Annotated in this window: 22 protein-coding genes; 11 read left to right on the top strand and 11 right to left on the bottom strand. The window is 74.6% G+C overall.

The annotated features are described in order from the left end of the window. Positions 1-23 precede the first annotated feature (23 nt). A complete protein-coding gene (locus H0S66_RS04765) occupies positions 24-767 on the top strand; it encodes a lysophospholipid acyltransferase family protein (protein ID WP_179614378.1) in 744 nt (247 codons plus the stop codon). On the opposite strand, the gene H0S66_RS04760 is transcribed toward H0S66_RS04765, so the two are convergent. Further along, positions 764-970 carry a hypothetical protein gene (locus H0S66_RS04760; protein ID WP_179614377.1) on the bottom strand — a complete coding sequence of 69 codons (207 nt, stop codon included), beginning with the start codon at positions 968-970 and terminating at the stop codon, positions 764-766. The two genes, H0S66_RS04765 and H0S66_RS04760, sit on opposite strands and share 4 nt — an antisense overlap. 319 nt (positions 971-1,289) lie before the next feature. Here H0S66_RS04760 and H0S66_RS04755 point away from each other — a divergent pair, with 319 nt between their 5' ends. Next, positions 1,290-1,787, top strand: coding sequence for a sigma-70 family RNA polymerase sigma factor (locus H0S66_RS04755; RefSeq protein ID WP_179617178.1), 498 nt, complete (start codon positions 1,290-1,292; stop codon positions 1,785-1,787). Continuing rightward, complete coding sequence (locus H0S66_RS04750) at positions 1,784-2,665, top strand: hypothetical protein (protein WP_179614376.1); 882 nt, start codon at positions 1,784-1,786, stop codon at positions 2,663-2,665. The genes H0S66_RS04755 and H0S66_RS04750 overlap by 4 nt, the downstream gene beginning before the upstream one ends. A 44-nt stretch (positions 2,666-2,709) precedes the next feature. On the opposite strand, the gene H0S66_RS04745 is transcribed toward H0S66_RS04750, so the two are convergent. From H0S66_RS04745 to H0S66_RS04710, 8 genes are all read right to left on the bottom strand, one after another. Continuing rightward, positions 2,710-3,762 (bottom strand): hypothetical protein, encoded by a 1,053-nt coding sequence (locus H0S66_RS04745; RefSeq protein WP_179614375.1) that lies wholly within the window; start codon positions 3,760-3,762, stop codon positions 2,710-2,712. Further along, positions 3,759-5,210, bottom strand: coding sequence for a PstS family phosphate ABC transporter substrate-binding protein (locus tag H0S66_RS04740; protein ID WP_179614374.1), 1,452 nt, complete (start codon positions 5,208-5,210; stop codon positions 3,759-3,761). Before H0S66_RS04740 ends, H0S66_RS04745 begins: the two co-directional genes overlap by 4 nt. Beyond that, the gene (locus tag H0S66_RS04735) at positions 5,207-6,397 is read right to left on the bottom strand and encodes a hypothetical protein (RefSeq protein ID WP_179614373.1); all 1,191 of its coding nucleotides are present in this window, start codon (positions 6,395-6,397) and stop codon (positions 5,207-5,209) included. The genes H0S66_RS04740 and H0S66_RS04735 overlap by 4 nt, the downstream gene beginning before the upstream one ends. Then, positions 6,394-7,062, bottom strand: a complete 669-nt coding sequence (locus tag H0S66_RS04730) for a hypothetical protein (RefSeq protein WP_179614372.1) — start codon at positions 7,060-7,062, stop codon at positions 6,394-6,396. Before H0S66_RS04730 ends, H0S66_RS04735 begins: the two co-directional genes overlap by 4 nt. Next, on the bottom strand, positions 7,062-8,729 hold the full coding sequence (locus H0S66_RS04725) for a hypothetical protein (RefSeq protein WP_179614371.1): 1,668 nt from the start codon (positions 8,727-8,729) through the stop codon (positions 7,062-7,064). The genes H0S66_RS04730 and H0S66_RS04725 overlap by 1 nt, the downstream gene beginning before the upstream one ends. Continuing rightward, positions 8,729-10,882, bottom strand: a complete 2,154-nt coding sequence (locus H0S66_RS04720; RefSeq protein ID WP_179614370.1) for a glycosyltransferase — start codon at positions 10,880-10,882, stop codon at positions 8,729-8,731. Before H0S66_RS04720 ends, H0S66_RS04725 begins: the two co-directional genes overlap by 1 nt. Further along, entirely contained in the window at positions 10,879-11,133 is a 255-nt protein-coding gene (locus tag H0S66_RS04715; RefSeq protein WP_179614369.1) for a hypothetical protein, read from the bottom strand. Before H0S66_RS04715 ends, H0S66_RS04720 begins: the two co-directional genes overlap by 4 nt. Positions 11,134-11,301: 168 nt before the next feature. Further along, the gene (locus tag H0S66_RS04710; protein WP_179614368.1) at positions 11,302-12,480 is read right to left on the bottom strand and encodes a glycoside hydrolase family 5 protein; all 1,179 of its coding nucleotides are present in this window, start codon (positions 12,478-12,480) and stop codon (positions 11,302-11,304) included. A gap of 66 nt (positions 12,481-12,546) precedes the next feature. On the opposite strand from H0S66_RS04710, the gene H0S66_RS04705 reads away from it, so the two are divergent. The 6 genes from H0S66_RS04705 (at position 12,547) to H0S66_RS04680 (ending at position 20,631) form a co-directional block, all read left to right on the top strand. After that, positions 12,547-13,815 (top strand): hydroxyacid-oxoacid transhydrogenase, encoded by a 1,269-nt coding sequence (locus H0S66_RS04705; protein ID WP_179614367.1) that lies wholly within the window; start codon positions 12,547-12,549, stop codon positions 13,813-13,815. A gap of 60 nt (positions 13,816-13,875) precedes the next feature. Continuing rightward, a complete protein-coding gene (locus H0S66_RS04700) occupies positions 13,876-16,728 on the top strand; it encodes an FAD-binding and (Fe-S)-binding domain-containing protein (RefSeq protein ID WP_179614366.1) in 2,853 nt (950 codons plus the stop codon). Positions 16,729-16,826: 98 nt separating this feature from the next. Continuing rightward, positions 16,827-18,062, top strand: a complete 1,236-nt coding sequence (locus H0S66_RS04695; protein WP_179614365.1) for a class I SAM-dependent methyltransferase — start codon at positions 16,827-16,829, stop codon at positions 18,060-18,062. Next, positions 18,055-19,071: a hypothetical protein gene (locus H0S66_RS04690; RefSeq protein ID WP_179614364.1), complete on the top strand. Its 1,017-nt coding sequence runs from the start codon at positions 18,055-18,057 to the stop codon at positions 19,069-19,071. Before H0S66_RS04695 ends, H0S66_RS04690 begins: the two co-directional genes overlap by 8 nt. 55 nt (positions 19,072-19,126) lie before the next feature. Beyond that, the gene (locus tag H0S66_RS04685) at positions 19,127-20,131 is read left to right on the top strand and encodes a DNA topoisomerase IB (RefSeq protein WP_179614363.1); all 1,005 of its coding nucleotides are present in this window, start codon (positions 19,127-19,129) and stop codon (positions 20,129-20,131) included. Between the two features lie 8 nt (positions 20,132-20,139). Next, complete coding sequence (locus H0S66_RS04680; protein WP_179614362.1) at positions 20,140-20,631, top strand: macro domain-containing protein; 492 nt, start codon at positions 20,140-20,142, stop codon at positions 20,629-20,631. Here the strand turns inward: H0S66_RS04680 and H0S66_RS04675 are convergent. Next, positions 20,615-21,541 (bottom strand): formylglycine-generating enzyme family protein, encoded by a 927-nt coding sequence (locus tag H0S66_RS04675; RefSeq protein WP_179614361.1) that lies wholly within the window; start codon positions 21,539-21,541, stop codon positions 20,615-20,617. The two genes, H0S66_RS04680 and H0S66_RS04675, sit on opposite strands and share 17 nt — an antisense overlap. 59 nt (positions 21,542-21,600) lie before the next feature. Here H0S66_RS04675 and H0S66_RS04670 point away from each other — a divergent pair, with 59 nt between their 5' ends. Together H0S66_RS04670 and H0S66_RS04665 are read left to right on the top strand one after the other, a co-directional pair. Next, positions 21,601-21,960, top strand: coding sequence for a YidH family protein (locus H0S66_RS04670; RefSeq protein ID WP_179614360.1), 360 nt, complete (start codon positions 21,601-21,603; stop codon positions 21,958-21,960). Next, the gene (locus tag H0S66_RS04665) at positions 21,957-22,271 is read left to right on the top strand and encodes a DUF202 domain-containing protein (RefSeq protein WP_179614359.1); all 315 of its coding nucleotides are present in this window, start codon (positions 21,957-21,959) and stop codon (positions 22,269-22,271) included. The genes H0S66_RS04670 and H0S66_RS04665 overlap by 4 nt, the downstream gene beginning before the upstream one ends. 37 nt (positions 22,272-22,308) lie before the next feature. Here H0S66_RS04665 and serC read toward each other — a convergent pair whose 3' ends face one another. Further along, entirely contained in the window at positions 22,309-23,439 is a 1,131-nt protein-coding gene (gene serC / locus H0S66_RS04660) for a phosphoserine transaminase (RefSeq protein ID WP_258017095.1), read from the bottom strand. Positions 23,440-23,459 lie beyond the last annotated feature (20 nt).

Below are 23,459 nucleotides of genomic sequence, written 5' to 3'. Positions count from 1 at the left end.
GCGCGACCGTCCGGCTGGGCCGGGTGGCGCTCCGGGCGCTGCAGGTCACCAGCCGCTGGTCGGGCGAGGAGCACCTGCCCGAGCACGGTCCGGTGCTGCTGGCCAGCAACCACGTGGCCTTCGCGGACTTCCTCTTCGTGGGCCAGGCCGCCCTCGCGCGCGGGCGCCACGTGCGCTTCCTGGCCCGGCACGACGTGTGGCACGCACCGCTGGTCGGGCGCGCGATGACCGCGATGCGCCACGTCCCGGTCGACCGGCGGGCGCCGGCGGCGGCCTACCTGCGCGCCCGCGCGCTGCTGCGGGAGGGCGAGGCGGTGGGTGCCTTCCCCGAGGCCGGGGTCTCGCACTCCTACACGGTGCGCGCGCTGATGCCCGGTGTGGCGGCGCTGGCGCGCGAGCTGGACGTGCCGGTGGTGCCCGTGGCGGTGTGGGGCACCCAGCGGCTCTGGCCGCTGCGCCGCGAGGCGCACGAGCCCTCGCCGCGCCCGGACCTGGCCCGTGGCCGCACGGTCGACGTACGGTTCGGCGCGCCGCTGCGCGTGGCCCCGACCGCCGACCTGGGCACGACCACGGCTGGGCTGGGCGAGCGGCTCACGGGCCTGCTCGAGGACCTGCAGCGGCTGCCCGAGCACCGGCCGCGACCGGGGGAGCAAGCACGGTGGTACCCCCGTCACCTGGGCGGGACGGCGCCCTCGCGCCGCGACGCCCGTGCGCTGGAGGAGTCGCCGAGGTCGGCGGTGCGGCCCACCTGGGGGCCGCCCGACTAGCGCCGCCGGGCGTCGGAGGTCTGTGAGCGGGGGTCGAGGCGACCTCCGGGGCCCTCGTGGAAGAGCCACCCGAGCGGGCGGCGCCCCTCGGAGCACGCCTCCTCGTCGCGGGACCGGGTGGTCGCGTCGTCGCGCACCACGGCCAGCTGGACCGTCGAGGTGCGTCGTCCCGCGTGTGCGCCGGTGTCCGGTCGCTTCGACATCGTCGTGCCCCCTCGCTCCGAGACGCCGGTCGCGACCCCCCGTCGCGACGTCCAGGACAACGCTACGAGGGCAGCGTCAAACGGACGGCAACACGGGCCACCCACGGGGTCCACAGCTCAGTTGCCCGTGCACCCCGATCCAGGACTCCACACTTTCTGCCCCGGCCCAGGTGCCCAGCAAGGCACGCGCTCACGCCGGTCGAGGTACACCACCCCGCTGCCCCCCTGGCCGCCGCTGGGGCTCGATGGAACCGAATGGCGCTGCTGGGGCATCTTTACCTGTGTGACACCTGACGAGACCGCCGACTTCGAGGCGTTCATGGCCGCCCGCTGGGCGGGCCTGGTGCGTGCAGCGGTGCTGATGGGCGCGGACCTCCATGCTGCTGAGGACCTCGCCCAGGCGGCGCTGGTCGACTGCCACCGTCGTTGGGGTCGCGTGCAGCTCGCCCAGGACTCCGCGGCGTACGTGCACCGCATCCTGATCAACAGGATGCGGGCGAGCCGCCGACGCCGGTGGCGCAGCGAAGTGCCGACCGACCCAGCGACCCAGCGCGATCTCCAGGCGACGCTGTCCGCGGGCGGTGACGTCGCAGAGTCCGTGTCCGTCGCGCACGGGGTCCGCGAAGCGCTGGCTGGGTTGCCGCTCGCTCAGCGGCAGGTGGTGGTGCTGCGCCACTTCTGCGACCTCTCGGAGCAGCAGACGGCCGACGTCCTCGACGTCGCCCCGGGCACGGTCAAGAGCCGGCTGTCGAGGGCCATGACAGCACTGGCCGCCGACCCCCGCCTGGTCCCGCTACGAACGGAGGCAGAGCGATGAGCAACGACCTGACCGAGCTGGTCGCCCGCGCGGGAGACGACATCCCCGTCGCCGCACCACCGGTCGGCCTCGTCCTCGCCGCGTCCCGTCGACGCCGACGCCGGACACGCATCTGCCTCGGAGCCGCTGTCGCCGGTCTCGGTGTGGCCACGGTCGCGTCGGCGTACCTCGTCGGGGCCAGCGTCGACGACACGGCACTGGACCCCGCTGAGGGCCCCCGGCAGCACCAGGAGGCCAGCACCCCGGTGGCGCCCGAAGCCAGCCAGAAGCTGGACCCGAGCCTCGGCGCGGAGCCGGAGGACGACGGTGGATGGATGAGTGAGGGGTGGGACGGGGAGACGTCGCCAGCCGGCACCTTCCCCGTCGTCGCCGACAACGGCGCGCAGGGGTACGTGTCCGTTGCGGACATGAGCGACAGCGACTACCACTGCTCGACCCGGCCTGCTTGCGACCGCCTGGTCGACGACCTCACCGCGGCCGGCTACCTGTCCTCGACCGGTGCCTTGACCGTTCCCGTCCGCGGCACGGACGGCACCCGCGTCGGTGTCCTGACCCGTGGTGTCGTCCACCGACCCGGCGAACCGCTCGGCAAGCGCAAGAACCCGGCCGAGGGGTACCCCCGCAACGACGCCGGTCAGACCTACGGCGCCGACACCGGCACCCGCGAGCCCGACCTGGTGGCCACGGGCGGCGACCACGGCGTGCGGGGCTACACCTTCACCGCCGAGCAGTCTCCGGCTACCCCCGCGCAGGCCCTCGAGTGGCAGGAACGCTGGGCGGCACTGGGCCACGGACCGATACTCAACGTCTACGCCGAGGACGGCAGCACGCTCCTCGACACCTTCACCCTGCAGCTGGGAGACAGCGCCGCACACTGATCCGGGACTGCTGCGGGCCGCCGCAGGGGGTGGACGCAGTCGGCTCAGAACTCGGCCGCCGCGACCTCGCAGAGGTTGAGGTGCGGGTGCTCGGCGTCGTTGACGACGTAGTAGGAGGAGAGCACGAAGCGACGGGTGCGGCCGTGGGCGGTCCACCACAGCCGCAGCATGCCGTTCTCGGGCAGCGTCACCGGCGGCACCGCGCCCAGCACGGGGTCGTGCTCGAGGGTGTCGGTCTCGACGTGGTCGTCCACGGCGCCCTCGCCCTCGATGCGCTCGTAGTAGAGCGTCGCCTCCCGGTCCTCGGTGCGCAGCAGCACGTCCTGGCGCCCGCCGTCGCCGTGGTCGGGGGAGCAGGTCAGCTCGAGGTCACCGAGCCCGTCGAGCGGTGTGACCTGGCGGCTGGGGCCGGCGAGGCCGTCGGCGTCGCCGTGCCAGTCGACGCCGATGGAGGTGTCGGTGACGGTCTGGAGGGTGGCGGCGATCCGGCACGACCGGTACTGGCGCGGGTGGTGGAAGCCGTTCCAGTACCAGTTGATCTCGAGCGAGGTCGACGGCGTGCGGGCCGCGCCCGCGGTCGGCTGGTGGCGACCGGGGCGCTGGCTGACGACGCCGTGCATGAAGCCCGAGGAGTAGTTCTCGACGGGGGTGGCCTGGTTGAGGCCCTCGTGGGCGCTGCGACCGGTGCCGCCGCGGCCGTCGTCGTCGGCGTCGGCCCAGCGGTAGACGCGCACGTTCTTGACCGCGACCGCGGGGCCAGCCTTGTCCTCGTGCTTGGCCAGCCACATCTGCGTCTCGGCCGAGCGGTCGTACGGGGTCAGCTTGACCATCGTGTTGCGCGGCTTGCAGACCAGCTTGAGGGTGCCGATGCCCGGGACCGGGGTGGAGCGCACCTGGCGGCCGCCGGGACCGTTCCAGTCCAGGACGATCTTGCGGCGGGTGGCGTCCTCGACGCGGCGGGTCGCCACCCGCTCGGCGGGCGTCGCGGACGCCCCGCCCGCCCCGGGACGCTCCGCGCCGGTCGCCGTGGTCGAGGGCAGCAGCGAGCCCACGAGCGCCACCAGCACCCAGGCCGCGACCCCGCGGGCGGGGCTCACCGGGCCGGCTCCGCCGGCTGGGTGGCCGGTGCGGCCTGCTCGGTCTGCGGTGCCTCCTCCAGCGTGACGAGGTCGGGCTCCTCGCGGCCGGTGACCCAGTCGAGCTGGCGGTCGATCTCGGCCTGGGAGAGCGCGACCAGCTGGGCGTCGACGGCCGCGTCACCCGCGCGGTCGAGGAAGTGCTCGAGGAACTCGGCGACCTCCGGGCGGTCCAGGGAGCGGGTGGTGGTGGTCAGCAGCATCCGGCGCGACAGCGGGTACTCGCCGCTGGTGATGGTGCGCTGGGAGGGGAAGATGCAGTTGCGCTCTCCGTCGGGGTCGGTGATCTCGAAGGGGCGCAGCTGGTCCTCGAAGAGCTCGTAGTAGCTGAACAGGAAGTAGCCCACGTGCCCGCGGGTGCGCTGCACCCGGGCGCGCGCCGCGGCGGCGGCGTCGTAGCGCGCCACCACCGCGTTCTTCTCGTCGGTCAGCACGAACATCTCGCTGCGGGCCGCGGCGAGCGCCTCCTCGGCGCGCACCACGCGCTGGCGGTCGGCGGCCTGCTGGTCCGCGGGACGCTGGTCGCGCACCCCCTTCTCGACCTCGGCGTGGGCCACCTCGACCTCGGCCTTGGCGTCGTTGACGACCTGCCACTGCTCCGTGAGCCGGCTCTTGGCCAGGTCGCGCTCGCGGGAGCGGTCGCGCAGCTGCAGCGCGAGGTCCTCGTCGCGCTCGCGCCCCACGACGAACAGCCGCGAGCCCTGGTCGGTGTCGAAGGTGCGGTAGTCGGAGCGCAGGTTGATCAGGGAGGGGGCGGGGGCGTCGAGCACGGTGCGGCCGAAGAACTGGAAGGCGTTGTTCTCGCGGTTGGGGCCGGCCACCTCGAGCGGCACGTCGTCGTAGCCGTCGCCCAGCTGCGACCACGTCGTGACGGGGGAGCCGGCCCGGTAGACCTCGCGGACCTGCTGGGTGCCCAGGCAGTCGCCGCCCACGTCGGTCTCGTTCTTGATGGCGACCACGACCGCGTCGGAGGCGACCTGGAGCTGCACGACGTCGAGGCCCACGGAGCGGCAGGCCTCGAGCTCCTCGGGCGCGACGGCGCGGGTGGAGTCGACCACGTCGACCTCCCCGTCGCACAGCGACGCGAAGGCGGCGTCCTCACCGCGCCGGGAGACCTCGACGTCGACCGAGGAGCCGCTGCGCTGGAAGGCGGTCACCTCCTCGCTGGTCAGGGTGCCGTCGACGCCGTCGATGGTGACGACGCCGGAGGTGGGCGAGGGCAGCGCACGGTTGGCCTGGCGCACGCGCTGCGCCTCGACCTGGCCGTCGCGGTAGTCGCGGGCCTGCGCGTCGGCCACGACGTCGGTCGCGCCCTGGGTCGGCTCCTCGGAGCAGGCGGTGAGCGCCAGCGCGGCCAGCGCCAGCACGGCACCCGCTGCTCGGGTGCGCCGGACGGGGTGGTTGCTCATGGCTGCTCCTCGATGGTGCCGGTCGCGGCGCGCGAGGGACGCGCCGTCACCAGTCCCGAGTCGTCGGAGCCGGCGGCCGGCGGGTAGCGGTAGCGCTCACCCAGCTCGACGACCTCGAAGTCGGTGAGGTCCAGGCTCTGCAGCTCGTTGCCCTCCAGGAGGCCGGAGGTCACGTCGCGCTGGGCGTAGAGGGTCGGCACCTCGGCGCGGTCCACGACGATGGCGCCGTAGGTGCGCAGCGCCAGCACGATCGCGTCGGCCATCCGGCGCTGCTGGTCGGTGAGCCTGATCAGCTTGCCCGTCGCCGGGTCGCGCGGCCGCTCGGGGACCACGTCGGCACGCAGACGGATCCGGGCGCCCTCGGGAAGCGAGTCGGCCAGGCCGTTGCCGTCGGTGGAGGAGGCCGGCTGCACGAACACGTTCTGCGCCGGACCGGGCAGGCTGATCGCCAGCGCGTGCTCGATGAGTCCGGCCTCGAGCTCGCCGGGCCGGATCAGGCCGGCGAAGAGCGGCAGCCCCGAGCCCCGGGCGCTGACCTGCTGCGGCGCGCTGAAGCCGGGGCCGTCGAGGTCCCATCGCTTCATGTAGTGGTAGCTGATGGAGCCGTCGTCCTCGCGCCGGGCCCGCCACAGGTCGTAGGCGACCGACTCGGTGGTGTCGAAGACGGTGAACCACCCGTCGTAGCGGGGGTCGGGGTCGATGTCGGCCGGGATGTCGAGGGTGATCTCGTCGTCGCCGTCGCCGCACTGGGACTGGCGGCACACCACCGGGGTCGGCTCGCCGCCGGCCACCACCGGCACCGTCCAGGCCTCGGTGTTGATGTAGATCGGGTCGGTGATCTTCTCGGTCTGCACCCGCACGGAGCCGCCGTCCTCGACGACGCCCTCGCGCACCTGGACCTGGCGCATCAACCGGTCGGAGGCAGGGTCCACGGGGGACCCGTCGACCCGCTCGTTCCACGGCGAGTCGGCGCTGAAGTGGCGCCGCTCGGCGACCACCACGCCCCCGTCGGCACCCACGACCGTGGCCGGGCCCGAGGTGGCACCGGCGGTGACCACGACGTCACCGTCGGGCGAGCGACCCGCCCCGGTGCCGTCGGGGCTGTCGGAGCCGCCGCAGGCAGCCAGCGTGGCGAGCAGTCCCGTGGCCAGCAGGGCGGCCGGCAACCGGGTGCGCGTCGGGCTCATCGGTCTCCTCCGGGAGGGGTGGGGCCGTCGAGCTCGAGGTCGGAGCCGAGCCGGGCGACCACGTCGGCGATGGCGGCCAGGCGGGCGCCCTCGTCACCGGGGGGCGTCCCGTCGGTGCGCGCCCGGGCCGCGGCCACGATGGCGTGCGCCTCGCGGCGGGCCTGGAGCCGGATCAGCTCGGCGTCGAGCTCGGCCTGCGCCGTGATGAGCTCGCACCGGCGCGCGACCTCCTCCTCGACCGCGGCCAGGTGGGTCAGGGTGGCGTCACGGGTCACCCGGATGCGCTCGGCGGCGATGCGGGCGACCTCGGCGACGTCGACCTCGGTGGCCGAGCCGGTCGGGGCCTCCGGCGCCCGCGCGAGGCGGGGCAGGTGGGCCAGCACGCTCTCGAGCGTGTCGGTGGGGACCACCAGGGGGCCCTCGGGCGGCGGGGGCGAGACGTGCAGCTGGCCGGTCGGCTCCGGGTCGGGCTCCGGGTCGGGCTCGGTCTCCGGCTCGGCCACGGCCTCGGGCTCGGCTGCCGGCTCGGGTGCGGGTTCCGGCTCGGGCAGGGGCTCGGCCACGAGCCGGTGGGTGAAGTCGACGCGACCGATCCGCGCGCTGCCGGCGGCAGCGAGGATGTCGTCGAGGGACGGGGGCGGGGTCACCGGGGCGCTGGACTCCATCAGGGTGCCTGGCTCTCGGTGGTCTCGGGCCGGAAGCCCGGCGGCACCGCGACCAGGGTGTAGCGCTCGGTGCGGTAGACGCTGGTCAGCTGGACGTCCTCGCCCTGGGCGGCCTCGGGGTAGCGCTCGGTGAGCAGGTCGGCGTCGCCGGTGGAGAGCAGCAGGTAGTCGACGTGCGCGACCGGGTCGGCCGCCGCCTCCTGCCACGGCCCGTCGGAGGCGTCGACGCGGTCGAAGAACAGGTCGGGCCGCCCGGTGAAGAGCATCACCGCGTAGGTCTGGGCGTTGTCGGTGAGGATCGAGCCGGTGCGCTGGACGTTGTCGCGGATGAAGGCCGCCATCGCCTGCTCGTCGACCACGCCCACGACCTGGTCGCCCAGGGTCCGGGCGCCCTCCTGGCTGGCGCGGGTCGAGATCGCGGCGGCGAAGACCGACTCGAGGTTCTGGTACTTGTAGGTCTTCATCGCCTGGAACGTCCACGGGATGCTCAGCACGAGGCCGACGACGAGCAGGGCGCTGACGAGCGTGGCGCCGCTGCCGGCCGAGCGGGCCAGCCAGATCGCCCCCACGCACGCCAGCAGCAGGACGGGCAGCGCGTTGCGCATCGCCATCGGCGAGTCGGAGAGACCCAGGACCACAGCGAAGCCGGGGGAGAGGACCGCCACCGCCAGCAGCACCCCGAGCCACAGCGCGAAGGTGTTGGCGCGTGCCAGCCCGGCGAAGACCAGGGCGGGCAGCACCACGATCGCGATCGGGGCGCCGAAGAGCACCAGCTCGCCGGTGTAGCGGGCCAGCTCGACGAAGGTGAAGCTCTCGGTGAGCGCGGTGGAGGCGTCGCTGGCGGAGGTGATCCAGGCGACCGGGTTGCCCAGGAGCAGCAGGTTGAAGACGGTCCACAGCGCGATGACGTAGACCGTGGGTGCCGCGAAGCCGATGGTGGTGCCCTCGACCTCGGTGCCGTCGGCGCCCATCCGGGCCAGGACGGCGCCGATGAGCACCGCGCTGACCAGGAACCACAGCAGGCTGCTGTAGCCGGCGAGGGCGGCCACCGAGTAGGCCAGGCCGGCGATCATCACGAAGCGGATGTCGGCGGTGACGTACCAGGCGAACAGCGCGCCCAGGGCCGTGACCACGAAGCACATCCAGATGATGTGGCGCGCCCCGCCGGCGGCGTACAGCGCCAGCAGCGGGTTGGCGCCGAGGCTGACCAGCACCGCGACCCGCAGGGGCGCGGCCACCGTCGCGCGGCGCAGCATGGTGTTGACGACGACCATCATGAAGGCGGCGAAGAACGCGGAGGTCAGCGGCACGATCACCAGGGAGCGGGCCAGCGCCGGCACCAGCGTGAGCGGGGAGACCAGGAGGGTGGCCAGCGGCGGGTAGTCGAAGCCGAGCGCGGAGAGCTTGGCCGGGTCGTTGTGCCAGATCATCAGCGCCCGGTTGAGCCGGTCGAGGCTCTCGAAGCCCACCACGTGCTGCTGGACCACCAGCCAGTAGCCGAACCAGGCGTAGGCCAGCGAGAACAGCGCGAAGACCAGCAGGCTCTCCCACGGGCGGCGCGGCACGTCGACCGGGCGACGGCCCACCGACTGCACGATGCCCGACAGGCGCTCGCGGTGGGTCACCACCGCGGCGCTGGGGGAGGCCGGCTCGACGGTGAGGCTCATCAGTGCCCACCCGCCGGCGGCTCGTTGAGGCCGTGCTCGGTCTTCTCCCAGTAGAACGGGTTGGTGAAGAGCTGGATGAAGCCCTTCCAGGCCGCCCAGCTCATCAGGCCCCAGTAGAGCGGCGAGAGCAGCGCGGTGCGGGTGATGCCGAACTCGCCGCGCTGGAGGCTGCCGGCGACGTTGAGGTAGACGAAGACGAAGTTGCCGATGAAGAGCATCGCGCTGGCGGCGTAGAAGACCAGGCCCGGGAAGAGCTGCTGGATGAAGCCGGCCTGGGTCAGGACGTAGAGCGTGGTCAGGCCCCAGAAGACCGGGTTCATCAGGAGCACGAAGGCGCTGCCCATGGTGAGGTTGAAGGACAGGAAGCCGCGCAGGCCGGTCTGGCTCAGCAGCGCCACCGGGTTGCGCATGTGCACCAGCCAGGTCTGCATGTAGCCCTTGATCCACCGGCTGCGCTGGCGGATCCAGTTGGGCACCTGCGAGTTGGCCTCCTCCAGCGTCGTGGAGTCGATCATCGCGGTGCGGTAGCCCTCGCGGTGCAGGCGGATGCCGAGGTCGGCGTCCTCGGTGACGTTGAAGGGGTCCCAGGCGCCGAGGTCGCGCAGCACGTCGGTGCGGAAGTGGTTGGAGGTGCCGCCCAGCGGGATGGGCGACTCCGAGGCGCCCATCGCCGGCAGCACCAGCTCGAAGTGCATCGAGTACTCGTTGGCGAACCAGGCGGTGAGCATGTTCTGGCCCTGGTTGAAGTAGTTGAGCTTGGCCTGGACGCACACCACGTTGCCGGGCACCCGCTCGAAGGCCGTCACGGCCTTCTTGAGCTGGTCGGGGTCGGGGCGGTCCTCGGCGTCGAAGATGACGCAGACGGTGCCGGTGGCCAGCTGCAGGCCGTAGTTGCAGGCCTTCGGCTTGGTCTTGGGCTGCGCGTCGGGGACCACGACCAGGTGGAAGTGCGGGGGCAGGCGCATCCCGCGGATCGTCTCGATGGTCTCGAGGTCGTCCTCCTCGCACAGCAGCTTCACGTCGAGGCGGGTGCGGGGGTAATCGAGGGCGTTGATGTCGCGCACCAGCCGACCGACGATCGCGGCCTCCTTGTAGAGGGGCACGAGGATCGTGTAGACGGGCAGCTGCCGCTCGTCGATGGCGGCGATCTCCTCGTCGGTGATGTCGGTCTCGAGGTGGGTGCCCAGCGCCCGCAGCGTCAGCCGGAACTTGTAGACGGAGACCAGCAGGTAGACCAGGCTGGCGGCCCCGACCAGCGCGATGAGCGTGCCCATCGGCCACAGCAGCCCGCACAGCACCGTGACCACCAGGGCGATGACCAGCACCGCCTTCTGGGTCGAGGAGATGACGACGTGCGCGGAGGACTCGGGCGCGTTCTCCATCAGGTGCAGCGTCGAGACGTCGGCGTAGTGCTCGGAGTGGATGCGCTGCAGGAGCTGGTCGAGGTCGGTGCGGTTGGCCAGCAGCTGGCGCACCGGCCGGCCCAGCGCCGTCTCCACCTCGCGCAGCGCGGGGGCGGGCAGCGGGCGGGCGACCGCGAGCAGCACGACGCCCTCGGACTCCGCGACCGGGACCACCTGGAGGGTCCGGGCCAGCGGCTCGGGCAGGCGACGGGCGAGGTCGGGGTCGGGCTCGAAGTCGCTGAGGCCGACCCGCTGCATCTGGTGGATCTCGGCGAGCGCGGCGACCAGGACGTCCTCGTCGATGGCCTCGTGGGAGACCAGGATGTCGCCCAGCGGGTCGCCGGTGCGTGAGTACTCGACCATCGCGCGCTGCAGCTGCTCGCCGGTGACCAGGCCGCTGCGCGTCAGCATCTGCGCCATCTGCACCCGGGCCCGTCGCGACTCGGCGCTCTCGACCCTCTCGGCATCGCCGTCGACCAGCGGGTGGGCGGCGTCGATCGCCGCCATGATCTCGTTGGCGGTGTGGCGCACCAGGAGCACCGGTGCGTCGACCCGCTCGGCGACGACGTGCTCGGTGACCTGGTCCTCGGGGTCGGTCGCGGCGACCAGGACCTGGCCGTCGACCACGGCGTAGGCCAGCACCCGGAAGGTGCGGCAGATCCCCTCGGGCAGCAGCCGGGCCAGCTCGGCGTCGACGCCGTCGCTGAGCCGCGCGGCGCGGGTCGCCTGGGTGGTGGTCTGGGTGGTCATCGGGTTCCCGTCCCGAAGCCGTGCGCCGCGGCGTCGTCGTCGGTGTGCGCGGCGGAGCCGGGGCCGCTGCCGCGCTCGCCGCGCGCCCGGGCCGCCGACCAGCCGAGGAAGGCCAGCAGGAGCACCAGCAGCGGTGCGATGAGGAAGCCGATGAAGACCGCGACGAAGACCAGCAGGGTCACCACGATCCCGATCGTGGCGGCGCCCACGGACTTGCCGCCCGGACCCCCGTTCGACACCTGGAGCGCCATCGGACCCCTCCCTCCTCGGGGCCCGGCCTCCCGCCGGTCCCACGCTCCCGACCGGGACCGCAGCTCGACAGTAGGGCGGCCCCTGCTGCGCCTCAGGAACAGGAGGTCCACGCCGGGGTAACAGGTCGGGACCCGCTCTGACCAGGGCGGCAACGCGCTCGCGACCAGCTAGGAGACCCGTGCCTCCGCCTGCATCCAGGACCGCGCCAGGCGGCCCCACGCGGTCGGCCGGCCGCTCAGGCCGCGGCCCAGGGACATGGGGTCGCCGGCGTGGTCGGCCCACACCCAGAACAGCGCCCCGACGCCGTGCTGGTCGGCCCAGTCGAGGTAGCCGGCCACCCAGCCGTCGAGCGGGTCGGTGGCGCCGAGCTCGCCGGTCAGCACCGGCACCCGCCGGGCGAGCGGCGCCAGCACCTCGTCCCAGCACTCGCTGGTGGCGCACTCCTTGAAGTCGTAGGCGTGGAAGGCCGCGACCAGCTGGTCGTCGTCGGGCCGGTGCTCCCACCAGCCGGACAGGTCGTTGGCGTAGTCGAGGCCACCCAGCAGGACCGGCTGCTGGGCGCCGGCGTCGCGGAGGGCGTCGACGACGGCCTGCATGCCCTGCGCCGTGTACGTCGTGCGGCCGGTCGTGGCGGTGCGGTCGTCCTCGGCGGGGGCGGCGCAACCGCCGTCGCGCCAGCACTCCCAGGTCAGGTCGAAGACCAGGCGGTCGGCGGCGTCGTAGCGGGAGTAGGGCTCGTTGAAGGCGTCGAACATGACCGAGGCGTTGTCGGCGTAGGCCTCGCCCACCGAGCGCCAGAAGGCCAGCGACTCCGAGTCGGGCATGGCGAGGTTGCCGAACTCGGGGGTGCCGATGCGCTTGCGGCTGTGGAGGTCGAGCACGACCACCAGGCCCTGGGCGTTGAGCGCCTCGACGAAGGCGCCGACGTGGGCGCGGTAGCCCGCGGGGGTGCGCTCGGTGTACTCGTCGCTGACCGGCGCCGCCCGGGTGCCCAGCCAGCAGTCCTGGTTGAGCGGCAGCCGGACCGTGTCGGCGCCCCAGCCGGCGATGGCCAGCGCCTGGGTGGTCATCGGGTCGGTGCCGCCGGCCTCGAGCGAGGAGTAGCCCCAGCCCTGCGCGCAGGCGTACTCGAGGCTGCTCCAGTTGACCCCGCGGGGCACCCACGTCTCGCCGGTGCGCCCGTCGACGAGCCGGTTGCCCTCCACCACCGGTCGCGGCGCCGAGCCCGTGGACGGCTCGTCGGCCTCGAGGGAGCCGGTGAGCACCACGGCCGAGGCGACGGCGGCCAGCACCAGCGCCAGGGCAGCGGCCAGCACCAGCAGCGCGCGCGCAGGCGGTCGACGCACGACGTCCCCCCTCCTGTGCCGTCGGCTCGCCAGATCCTACGACCGATCCCGGCCTAGGGTGTGGCCATGAGCGAGACCGTCTTCACCTACGCCGCCCCCGCGCTGAAGTTCGGCACCGGCGCCTCCGCCGAGATCGGCCACGACCTGCTGGGCCACGGCGCCCGGCGGGTGCTGCTGGTCACCGACCCGGGCGTCGCGGCCACCGGGGCGCCCGCCCGCATCGCCGAGGAGGTCACCGCCCGCGGCCTCGAGGTGACGACGTACGACGGCGTGCACGTCGAGCCCACCGACGAGTCGATGGCCCACGCGATCGCCTTCGCGCGCGACGCCGGTCCCTTCGACGCGATCCTGGCCGTCGGCGGCGGGTCGGCCATCGACACCGCGAAGGCGGTCAACCTGCTCACCACGAACCCCGGCGAGCTGATGGACTACATCAACGCGCCGGTCGGCCGGGCGCAGGCGCCGGTCAACCGGCTGCTGCCGCTGGTGGCGGTGCCGACCACGACCGGCACCGGGTCGGAGAGCACCACCATCTGCGTGCTCGACGTGCTCTCGCTGCACGTCAAGACGGGTATCAGCCACCCGGCGCTGCGCCCGACGATGGCCGTGGTCGACCCGGCCCTGACGATGGGCCAGCCGACGATGGTCACGGCGGCGGCGGGCATGGACATCCTGTGCCACGCACTCGAGAGCTGGACCGCGAAGTGGTTCGGCGACTTCGAGGCCAAGACCCCCGAGCAGCGGGTGCCCTACTGCGGGGCCAACCCGATCGCCGACCTGTGGTCGGAGAAGGCGATGTCGCTGCTCGCGACGTCCTTCCGCGCCGCGGTCGCCGACGGCAGCGACGTGGTCGCGCGCGAGCAGATGGCGCTGGCCGCCACCTTCGCGGGCCTGGGCTTCGGCAACGCCGGCGTGCACATCCCGCACGCCAACGCCTACCCGATCGCCGGGCGGGTGCGCGACTACCGGCCCGAGGGCTACCCGCAGGACGAGGCGATGGTGCCGCACGGCATGGCGGTGACGCTGACCGCGCCCGAGGCGTTCCGCTTCACCTACGAGGCCTCCCCCGAGCGGCACCTGGCCGCGGCGCGGCTGCTCGACCCGTCGGTCCCCGCCTCGGCCACCGGCCCCGACGTGCTGCCCGACGTGCTGGCCACGCTGATGCGCGACATCGGCATCCCCAACGGCCTGGCCGAGGTCGGCTACGGCGAGGCGGACGTCGACGACCTGGTCGAGGGCGCGCTCAAGCAGCAGCGGCTGCTGGCCACCGCGCCCCGCGAGGTGCGCGCCGAGGACCTGGCGGGGATCTTCCGCAGCTCCATGCAGCACTGGTGAGCGGGCGCCGGCGGTGAGACCGGGGGCCGGGGCTCACCGCCCCTCCGCGACAATGGGCGGGTGAGCCAGACGCTGAGCAGCACCGACATCGCCGCCGAGCTGCGCCGGCGGGGCGTGGGCGACGTCGACGACTCGACGCTGGCGCGGGCGCTCTACTCCACCGACGCCTCCCTCTACCGCGTGCCGCCCCGCGTCGTCGTACGACCGCGGCACCGCGACGAGCTGCTCGCGGTGCTCGACGCGTCGCGGGCGACCGGGGTGCCGGTGACGATGCGCGGTGCGGGCACCTCGATCGCCGGCAACGCGGTCGGGCCCGGCATCGTGGTCGACACCGCGCGCCACCTCGACAAGGTCCTCTCGATCGACGCCGAGGCCGGCACGGCCGTCGTCGAGCCGGGCACCGTGCACGCCACCCTCCAGCGGGCGGCGCTGGCCCAGGGGCTGCGCTTCGGGCCCGACCCCTCGACCCACCCGCGCTGCACGATCGGCGGGATGATCGGCAACAACGCCTGCGGCTCGCGGGCGCTGGGCTACGGCCGCACCGCCGACAACGTGGTCGGCCTCGACGTCGCGTTCGGCACCGGCGAGGTCTGGAGCGGCGGCGGGCCCTCGGCGGCCGGCGACGCGCTGGCCGCGATCACCGACGCCTCGCTGGCCCACGTGCGCACCGAGTTCGGGCGCTTCACCCGCCAGGTCAGCGGCTACTCCTTCGAGCACCTGCTGCCCGAGAACGGCCGGCGCCTCGAGCGCTTCCTGGCCGGTTCCGAGGGCACCCTGGGCGTCGTGCTCGGCGCGACGGTCCGGCTGGTGCCTGACGAGGCGGTGCGCCAGATGCTGGTGCTGGGCTACCCCTCGATGGTCGAGGCGGCCGACGCGGTGCCGGCCATCCTGGCCGCGGCCCGCACCCCCGGCGGCCCCGACGCCCACGGCAGCCCGAGCGGGTCGCCGCTGGTGGCCTGCGAGGGCCTCGACGCCCGCATCGTCGACCTGGTGCGCGGGCGCGGCAGCGCCGTGCCCGACCTGCCGCGCGGCGGCGGCTGGCTCTTCGTCGAGCTCACCGACCCCGGCCTGGTCACCCCGGTGCTGGCGGCGGCCGAGCCGCTGGAGCACCGCCTGGTCACCGACGCCCGCGAGTCGGCCGCGCTGTGGCGCATCCGCGAGGACGGCGCCGGCCTCGCCGCCCGCAGCCTCGAGCGGCAGGCGCTCTCGGGCTGGGAGGACGCCGCGGTGCCGCCGGAGCGGCTCGGCGCCTGGCTGCGCGACTTCGACGAGCTCCTCGAGGGCCACGAGCTGCAGGGCGTGCCCTACGGCCACTTCGGCGACGGCTGCGTGCACGTGCGCATCGACTTCGACTTCTCCGACCGCGACACCGACCCCGAGGCCGGGCGCCGCCGCTTCCGCGAGTTCCTCACCGCCTGCGCGCACCAGCTGCGCGAGCACGGCGGCTCGCTCTCGGGCGAGCACGGCGACGGCCGGGCCCGCTCCGAGCTGCTGTCGGTGATGTACGACGAGGAGTCGCTGCGGCTCTTCGGCGCCGCCAAGGCGGTCTGCGACCCCGACGACCTGCTCAACCCGGGCGTGCTCGTCGACCCCGACCCGTTCGACGCGCACCTGCGCCCGGCCCGCCCGCGCCACGAGCCGCGCACCGTGCTCCGCCTCCTGCACGACGACGGCTCGCTGGGCGCGGCCGTGCACCGCTGCACCGGCGTGGGCAAGTGCGTCGCCCCGCACACGGGCGCCACGACCGGGGTGATGTGCCCGTCGTGGCAGGCGACCCGCGACGAGAAGGACTCCACCCGCGGTCGCGCCCGGGTGCTGCAGGAGGCCCTCGACGGCGAGCTGGTGCAGGGCCTGGGCGACCCGGCCGTGGCCGAGGCGCTCGACCTGTGCCTGGCCTGCAAGGGCTGCGCCTCCGACTGCCCCACCGGTGTCGACATGGCCACCTACAAGGCCGAGGCGCTGCACCAGCGCCACGACGGCGACGGCGCCACCGTGCGCCGCCCCCGCAGCCACCTGACCCTGGGGCGGCTCCCGATGTGGGCACGGCTGGCCGCACCCCTCGCCCCGGTCGTCAACCGCAGCCTCAGGGCGCGCCCGCTCGCCCGCCTGGCCAAGGCCACCGCCGGCATCGACCAGCGCCGCTCCATCCCCCACTTCGCGCCCCGCACCCTGCGCAAGGCAGCGGCGACCGGCCGCCTCGGCGACACCGACACCCCCGACGTGTGGGTCTGGGCCGACTCCTTCACCGACCACTTCCTGCCCGGCTCGGGCCACGCCGCGATCGAGGTGCTCGAGGCCGCAGGCCTGCGGGTGCGCGTCATCGACGAGGACGCCTGCTGCGGGCTGACCTGGATCACCACCGGCCAGCTCACCAGGGCCCGCGCCATCGCCGCGCGCACCGCCGCGACCCTGGCGTCGTACGTCGCCACCGGCACGCCGGTGGTCGGCCTCGAACCGTCCTGCCTGGCCACCCTGCGCAGCGACCTCGTCGAGCTCAGCGACGACCCGCGCGCCCAGCAGGTCGCCGAGGGCGTGCTCACCTTCGCCGAGCTCGCCACCCGCCTCGACCTGCCGCTGCCCGACCTCACCGGGGTGCAGGTCGTCGCCCAGCCGCACTGCCACCAGCACGCCGTGCTCGGCTGGGACGCCGACCAGGCGCTGCTCGAGCGGGCCGGCGCCACCGTCACCCGCGTCGCGGGCTGCTGCGGGCTGGCCGGCAACTTCGGCATGGAGAAGGGCCACTACGACGTGTCGGTGGCGGTCGCCGAGACCCACCTGCTGCCGGCGGTGCGCTCGCAGCCCGACGCCGTGGTGCTCGCCGACGGCATGTCGTGCCGGGTGCAGCTCGACGACCTCGCGGGCGTGCCGACGATGCACCTGGCCGAGCTGTGGGCTTCTAGGCTGGGGCGGTGATGAGCTCGTGAACCCCCGCCAGCGACGCCTCGTGATCCCCGTGGCCCTCGCGACGCTGCTGCTGATCGTCGTCGTCGCCGCCCTGGTCTGAGGCCGAGATGAGCGAACCCCTGCTCCGCGGCCTGGCCCGCATGCGCAGCCACCTGCTCGACCCCGACACCCTCGTGCGCGCGGTCGCCTCGGGCCGGCAGAAGGGCGGCGCCCCGCAGTGGCGCCGCGTCGAGCTGCGCTACGTCGACCTCAAGGCCGGGCGCCACCTGCAGGTCACGTCGTACGACGAGCAGCAGGCGCACACCGCCAACCACGCCGTCGGCGAGCCGCGGCAGCCCAGCCCGGCGCGCGACGCCGTCGACGCGCTGCTCGACGAGCCCTTCGGCAACTGGCACGTCGAGACCACCACTCAGAGCCACCAGCTGCGGGTGACCAAGAAGGGCGAGGCGCTGGTGCACACCAGCGACCGCAAGGAGGCCGTCGAGGCCAGCCGCGGCCACGACCGGGGCAAGGAGCGGCTGCTGCCCGAGGACGACCCGCTCTTCCGCGAGCTCGGCCTCACCGACGCCCAGGGCCGGCTCAAGCCGAGCCGCCAGGCGAAGTACCGCCAGGTCGAGGAGTTCCTGCGGCTGCTCGACACCACCGTCGTCGAGGCCGTCGAGAAGGGCCACCTGCGCCGCCCGACCGAGGCCGAGCCGCTGCGCGTGGTCGACCTCGGCTGCGGCAACGCCTACCTGACCTTCGCCGCGCACCGCTACCTCTCCCACGTGCGCTCGCTGCCGGTGGCCGTCACCGGCGTCGACGTCAAGGAGCAGTCGCGCGAGCACAACAGCGCGGTCGCGGGCCGGCTCGGCGCCGACGCGAGCTTCGTGGTCGGCACCATCGCCGACGCCGAGGTCGACCCCGCCCCCGAGGTGGTGCTGGCGCTGCACGCCTGCGACACCGCCACCGACGAGGCCCTGGCGCGCGCCGTCGCCTGGGGCGCGCCGGTCGTGCTCGCCGCGCCCTGCTGCCACCACGACGTGGCCGCCCAGCTGCGCCGCGCGCCCACCCCGTCGCCGTACGCCGCGCTGACCCGGCACGGCATCCTGCGCGAGCGCTTCGCCGACACCCTCACCGACGCGCTGCGCGCCTCGCTGATGCGCCTGGCCGGCTACAAGGTCGACGTCGTGCAGTTCGTCGAGAGCCAGCACACCCCGCGCAACACGCTGCTGCGCGCCACCCGCACCGGCTCGCCGGTGCGCGGCGGCACGCTGCGCACGGAGTACGACGAGCTGGTCGCGACCTGGGGGCTGACGCCGCGCCTCGCGGTGCTCCTGGAGCAGCAGGATGCGGGTGCCTGACCGGCTGCGCGGGCCCCTCGTGGCCCTCGCCCTGGCCGCCCCCTTCGCCGTGGGCCTGGCCGCCCACGCGGCGACCGGCGGCGACGACGCCGAGGTGGTGCTGAGCTTCGCCGACCCCGAGATCCTCGAGTCCAGCGGCCTGGTCGCCGCCGGCGACCTGCTGCTGACCACCAACGACTCCGGCGACACCGGGCGGGTCTTCGCCGTCGGCCCGGAGGGACGCACCGTCGGGGTCACCACGTGGTCCGACGCCCCCACCGACGTCGAGGCGCTGGCGCTCGCCGGGCCGGCGGCCGTGTGGGTCGGCGACATCGGCGACAACGCGGCCGCGCGCGGCTCGGTCTCGGTGACCCGGGTGCCGGTGGGCCGCGGCGAGATCGACGCCCGGGGCCAGGCCGCCGGGTCGACGTACGAGCTGGTCTACCCGGGCGGGGCCCGCGACGCCGAGACGCTGCTGCGCCACCCCGGGACCGGGCGGCTCTACGTGGCCTCCAAGAGCTTCTTCGGCGGCGCGCTCTACGAGGCGCCCGCGCGGCTCGACCCCGACGCCCCCAACGAGCTGCGCGAGGTCGCCGGGGTGCTGCCGATCGCCACCGACGGGGCGTTCTGGCCGGACGGGCGGCACCTGGTGGTGCGCGACTACGCCCGCGCGGTGGTCTACGCGTGGCCGTCGATGCGCGAGGTGGGCGACCTCGAGCTCCCCGACCAGCAGCAGGGCGAGGGCATCGCAGTCACCGCCGACGGGCGGGTGCTGGTCAGCACCGAGGGGCAGTTCACCGACGTGCTCGAGGTGCCGCTGCCGGCCGAGGTGGAGCAGGCGGTGGCCCCCGAGACCGCACCGACCGCCGAGCCCGAGCCCGAGGACCCCGCGGAGCAGGAGCAGGCGCCGCCGGTCGACCGGGTGCAGGACGAGAGCCTGCGCACCGTCCCGCTGACCTGGCTGCTCGGCGCCGCGACCGCGGTGCTGCTGGCCTCGCTGCTGCTCGCGCGCGCCGTACGACGCCGCTGAGGCTCACACCGGCGGGTGGTACGGCGGGCCCGTGCCGCTGGCTAGGTTCTGGCCCATGGTGCGGCTGCGCAGGACCTCTCCCGACCAGCCGGGCTGGACCCGCCGGCGGGCCGGACGCGGGTTCGTCTACCTCGACGCGGGCGGCGAGCGCCTGCCCGAGGACGCCGCGCAGCGGGTGCGCGACCTGGTGATCCCGCCGGCCTGGCAGGACGTGTGGATCACGCCCCACGAGAACGGCCACCTGCAGGCGGTCGGCACCGACGACGCCGGACGCCGCCAGTACCTCTACCACCCGGCCTGGCGCGAGAAGCGCGACGCCGAGAAGTTCGACCGGATGCTGGAGTTCGGCAAGGGGCTGGCCCGGGCGCGCGAGCTGGTGGTCAGGGACCTCGGCTCGGAGGGGATGCCGCTGGAGCGGGCCTGCGCGGCGGCGGTGCGGCTGCTGGACCTCGGCTACTTCCGCATCGGCAACGACGTCTACGCCGACGAGAACGGCTCCTTCGGGCTGACCACCCTCGAGCGCCGCCACGTGCGCCGGCGCCAGGACCGGCTGGTCTTCACCTTCACCGGCAAGTCCGGTGTCGACCACCGCATCGAGATCGACGACGTCACCGTCATCGAGGCGCTCGAGGTGATGCGCCGCCGCCGCGGGGGAGACCTGCGGCTGCTGTCCTACAAGAACGGCCGGTCCTGGCGCTCGGTGCTGCCCGACCTGGTCAACGAGTACGTGCGGGCCTCCACCGGGCTCGAGGCCACCGCGAAGGACTTCCGCACCTGGCACGCCACCGTGCTGGCCGCGGCCGCGCTGGCCGAGACCACCGAGCACGGCGAGTCGGCGGCCTCGCGCAAGCGGGCCGTGGCCGGGGCGATGAAGGAGGTCTCCGGCTTCCTGGGCAACACCCCCACCCTGGCCCGCTCGTCGTACGTCGACCCGCGCGTCGTCGAGGCCTACGAGGAGGGCCGCACCATCGCCGGCACCACCCGCCGCCACCACGACACCCCCGACCAGCGGCAGGCCGCCCTCGAGCGGGCGACGCTGCGGCTGATCCGCGGGTCCTGAGGAGGAGCATGCAGATCACGGTCGTCCACGGCGACATCACCACCCAGGCCGTCGACGCGGTCGTCAACGCCGCCAACCGCCGGATGCGCGGCGGCGGTGGGGTCGACGGCGCGATCCACGCCGCGGGCGGCCCGGCTGTGCTGGAGGACTGCCGGCGCCGATTCCCCGACGGCCTGGCCACCGGCGACGCGGGCTGGACCACCGCAGGCGACCTGCCCGCACGCTGGGTCATCCACGTGGTGGGCCCCGACCGCACCGCCGGCGAGACCGACCGGTCGCTGCTGGTCTCCTGCTACGCCCGGGCGCTCGAGGTCGCCGACGAGGTCGGGGCCGCCAGCCTGGCGCTGCCCCTGGTCGGCGCGGGCGTCTACGGCTGGTCGGCCTCCGACTCGGTCACCGCCGCGCTCGAGGTGCTGCGCACCACCGACACCGGGCTGCGCGAGGCGCGGTTCGTCGCGTTCGGGCGCGCGGCCTACGACGTGGTCAGCGCCGCGCTCTGAGGTCGGGCGCCGGCAGGTCGGCCGCGACCCGGAACCCCTGGTTGCCGCTGGCGCTGTCGGGGGTGTTGGCCGACCGCGCCCCGACCCGGTAGCGGTTGCAGTACGACGCGTGGCACAGGTAGGACCCGCCGCGCACCACGCGCGACCCGGGGGCGCCGGGCCGGTCCCACTGCTCGTCGACCCACTCCCACACGTTGCCGGCGGCGTCGTGCAGGCCGTAGCCGTTGGCGGGGAACGCGGTGACCGGGGAGGTGCCGCGGTAGCCGTCCTCGGCGGTGTTGCGGGTCGGGAACGTGCCCTGCCAGATGTTGCAGCGGTGCTCGCCGCCCGGGGTCAGCTCGTCGCCCCAGGGGTAGCGCGCCTGCTCGAGCCCGCCGCGGGCGGCGTACTCCCACTCGGCCTCGGTGGGCAGCCGGGCGCCGGCCCACGCGGCGTACGCCGCCGCGTCGTGGAAGGACACGTGCACCACCGGGTGGTCGCCGCGACCGGACAGGTCGCTGCCGGGGCCCTCGGGGGCCCGCCAGGTGGCGCCGGCGACCCCGCACCACCAGGGCGTGCCCGGCACCCGGGGCGAGACCTTGCGCAGCGCCCCGGGCAGGAACCCGGCGAAGACGTAGGACCAGCCCAGCCGCTCGGACTCGGTGACCCAGCCGGTGGCGTCGACGAAGGCGGCGAACTCGTCGGTCGTGACGGTGGTGCGACCGATGGAGAACGGTGCCACCTCGACGGGCCGCACCGGCCCCTCGAGGTCCTCGGGGTTGGCGTCGGCGTCCTCGCTGCCCATCTCGAAGGTCCCGCCGGGCAGGTCGAGCAGCCCGGTCAACGGGCCGGCGGCGCGGGCGGTGGGCAGGGCGGGGGCGGCCCCACCGGTGGTGGGCTCGGGACGACCGGGGCTGCAGCAGGACGACATGACGGGCCACAATCTACGCGGGCGGCCGTGCCGGACGCCGGTCCCCGGAGGAGGCGCACGTGACGCAGGACGAGCACCGCTGGCCGCGGTGGGTCTACGACGGCGGCGAGGAGCCCGACCCCCGCTTCAGCTTCGCCAACGAGCGCACCTTCCTGGCCCGGATCCGCACCGCGCTCGCGCTCGTCGCCGCGGGGGTGGCCGTCGACGTCATCGACCTGGACGCACCCGAGGCGCTGCAGCGCTCGCTCGCCACGCTGCTGGTGGTGGCCGGCCTGGCCTGCGCCGTGCTGGCCTGGCTGCGCTGGGCCCGCTCCGAGCGGGCGATGCGGCGCGGCCTGCCCCTGCCCTCCGGCGGTGCGGCGGCCACGCTGGCCGGGGCCGTGGTGGTCGCGGCCGGCGTGCTCGTGCTGGTGCTGTGAGGCCCGAGCCGCCCGGGCTGGCCAACGAGCGCACGGCGCTGGCCTGGCAGCGCACCGCGCTCTCGGTCGTCGTGGCCGCCCTGGTGGTGGCCCGGCTCAGCATCAGCCGGGTGGGGCTGGGCGTGGTCGCGGTGACCGTGGCCGGCGTGGTGCTCGGCGGCTGGGTGGCGCTCGAGGGGCTGGGCCGCTACCGGGCCCGGCACGGGGCCGAGGGGCGGGGCCGGACCAGGGGAGGCCGGGCCACGGCGCTGCTGACCGTGACGGTCGTGGTGGTCGCGCTCACCGAGCTGGCGGCGATCGCGCTCGGCTGAGGGTCCCCAGGGGGCCGGGGGTGCCGGGGCTGCCGGGTCAGAGCCGCTCGACGACCCAGTCGACGCAGCGGGTCAGGGCGAGCACGTCGTCGGGGTCGACCGCGGGGAACATGCCGACCCGCAGCTGGTTGCGGCCCAGGCTGCGGTAGGGCTCGACGTCGACCACGCCGTTGGCGCGCAGCACCGACCGGACCGTGGCCCCGGGCACGGCGTCGTCGAGGTCGACGGTGCCCACGACCAGGGAGCGGTGGGCGGGCTCGGTGACGAAGGGCTGCGCCCAGGCGCGGGCCTCGGCCCACGCGTAGAGGTGCTGAGAGGAGCGGGTGGTGCGCTCGACCGCCGCGGGCAGGCCACCGATGCCGTTCATCCAGTCCAGCTGCTCGGCGAGCAGGAAGAGGGTCGCGACGGCCGGGGTGTTGTAGGTCTGCTGCTTGCGCGCGTTGTCGATCGCGGTGGGCAGGTCGAGGAACGCCGGGACGTAGCGGCCCGACGCGGCGATCCGTCCGGCGCGCTCGAGGGCCGCCGGCGACATGACGGCGATCCACAGGCCGCCGTCGGAGGCGAAGCCCTTCTGGGGCGCGAAGTAGTAGACGTCGGTGGCGCGCAGGTCGACCGGCAGGCCGCCGGCGCCGGAGGTGGCGTCGACGAGCACCAGCGCGTCGGGGTCGGCCCCGGCCGGACGCTCGACGGGGGCCATGACCCCGGTCGAGGTCTCGTTGTGGGCCCAGGCGTAGGCGTCGACCCCGGCCTCGGCGAGTGGGGTGGCGAGGTCGCCGGCGGGCGCGCTGCGCACCGACGGCTCCTCCAGCCAGGGCGCCCGGGCGACGGCGGTGGCGAACTTCGAGGTGAACTCGCCGTAGGTCAGGTGCTGGCTGCGGCGCTCGACCAGGCCGTGCGCGGCGACGTCCCAGAAGGCGGTCGACCCGCCGTTGCCGAGCACCACCTCGTGGCCGTCGGGCACGTCGAGCAGGGTGCGCAGGCCCTCGACGACCCGGCCCACCAGGGAGCGGACGGGGGCCTGGCGGTGCGAGGTGCCCATCAGCGAGGCGCCGGTCGCGGCGAGCGCGTCGAGGTGGGAGGCCTGCACCTTCGAGGGGCCGGAGCCGAAGCGGCCGTCGGCGGGCAGCAGGTCGACGGGGATGCGCAGGTCCACCACGGGGTCGCTCACAGGACCTATTGTCTCCCGTG

Origin of the sequence: Nocardioides marinisabuli, from assembly GCF_013466785.1 — a bacterium.
Taxonomy (GTDB): domain Bacteria; phylum Actinomycetota; class Actinomycetes; order Propionibacteriales; family Nocardioidaceae; genus Nocardioides; species Nocardioides marinisabuli.
Note: the sequence above shows the minus strand (reverse complement) of the source record. Positions and strands in the feature narration are given on the sequence as shown.